This is a genomic window from Mesorhizobium sp. M4A.F.Ca.ET.090.04.2.1 (assembly GCF_003999085.1).
Classification (GTDB): Bacteria; Pseudomonadota; Alphaproteobacteria; order Rhizobiales; family Rhizobiaceae; genus Mesorhizobium.
The window spans coordinates 1-1415 of the sequence record NZ_RZOT01000845.1; the positions used below are offsets into that span (position 1 = coordinate 1).

The 1415-nt window shown below is 65.8% G+C and carries 2 protein-coding genes; both read right to left on the reverse strand.

Annotated elements, in window-relative coordinates; genetic code table 11:
* Nucleotides 1-351 (reverse strand): YbaK/EbsC family protein (locus EN781_RS32515; protein ID WP_145965790.1); only part of this gene is annotated, 351 nt, incomplete at its 3' end.
* Nucleotides 352-424: 73 nt separating this feature from the next.
* Nucleotides 425-1294 (reverse strand): HTH-type transcriptional regulator BhcR, encoded by an 870-nt coding sequence (gene bhcR, locus EN781_RS32520; protein WP_126054412.1) that lies wholly within the window; start codon nt 1292-1294, stop codon nt 425-427.
* Nucleotides 1295-1415: the final 121 nt, after the last annotated feature.

Below are 1415 nucleotides of genomic sequence, written 5' to 3' on the forward strand. Positions count from 1 at the left end.
GGCCCGCAGCGACACATCGCAATAGACAGGCAGCGGCGAGGCGAGGCCGAAGGGGCAGACGCCGCCGACCGGATGCCCCGTGATCTCCGCCACCTGTTGGGCATCGAGCATGCGCGGCTTGCCGCCGAAGGCATCGCGCGATTTGCGGTTGTCGATGCGCGCGTCGCCGCGGGCGACCACCAGCAGCACCCGCTCGCCGACCCGCATGCAGATGGTCTTGGCGATCTGCCCCGGCTCGACGCCATGCGCCTCGGCGGCGAGCGCCACGGTCGCCGAACTTGTCGGCGTTTCGATCACCGCGATGTCGGGGGCATGCTCGGCGAAGAAGGCTTTGACGGACTTGAGGCTCATGCGTCTTCAGGCGGGAATGGATCGGATGCGCAGACTTCGACCGTTGCCGGACCGGTGTCAAGCCGGGCCAGAGTCAAGGCAAGCGCGTGGCGCTGACCTCGAACAGCGATGCCTCGGCAGCGCCTTGTGAAGAATGCCCGCCGATCATCCTGGTTATGTCGGTCGCCGCTTCGCGCACCAGCGGACCGATATCGGCCAGACGCTCCGGCGTCACCCGAACGGTGGGCCCGGACACCGAAACGCCGCCGATCGGCTCGCCGAACTCGTTGAAGATGGCGGCGGCCACGCAGCGCATTCCCGGGTGCCGCTCCTCGTCGTCGACCGACCAGCCGCGATGCTTGATCGCGACGAGATCACGGGCCAGCGCCGAAATGTCGGAAAGCGTCTTGTCGGTGAAGCGCTCCAGCCCGGCGCGACGCAGGATGGCAGCGACACGCTCGGGATCGAGATGCGCCAGCACCGCCTTGCCGATGCCGGAGGCATGGAAGGAGCTGCGCGTGCCCGGCCGGAAGAAGGCGCGGATCGCCTGGTGCGTCTCGACCTGGCTGACGAAGACGACGCAATCGTCCTCGGCGACGCCGAGATTGGCGGTCTCGCCGGTCTTCTCCATCAGTTCCTGCATGACGATGCGGGCGCGGTCGACCAGCTTGCGGCGGCGCAGGAACGCGGCGCCCATGCGGTAGGTCTCGACGCCGATCGACCACAGCTGGTCGGTGCCGTCGAACTCGACCATGCCGTGGTTCTCCAGCGTCGTCAGCATGCGGTAGGCGGTGGAGGCGGCAAGGCCGCTTTGCGCCGATATCTCGCTCAGCGACAGGCCGCTGCCTTCGGCGACGATGGCAAGGATGCGCAAGGCGCGGTCGAGCGACTGCACGGAGGCGGCTTCGGACGGGCCGTTGAAGGAGCGCGGACGGCCGCGCTGCCGCTTTTCGCTGGTTTCCATGGTGGGCATTCTCGCCGATTTCGCCGATTTAGCAATGAAAAAGTTTTTCATCGCTCCACGAGACTGAATTCTTGGAAAACGGAAAGCGTAGTGAAATCATATCGTAAAAGCTATTTTATAG

Coding starts and splice junctions, on each gene's coding strand:
- bhcR (WP_126054412.1), bottom strand. CDS start 1,294: ATGGAAACCAGCGAAAAGCGGCAGCGCGGCCGTCCGCGCTCCTTCAAC.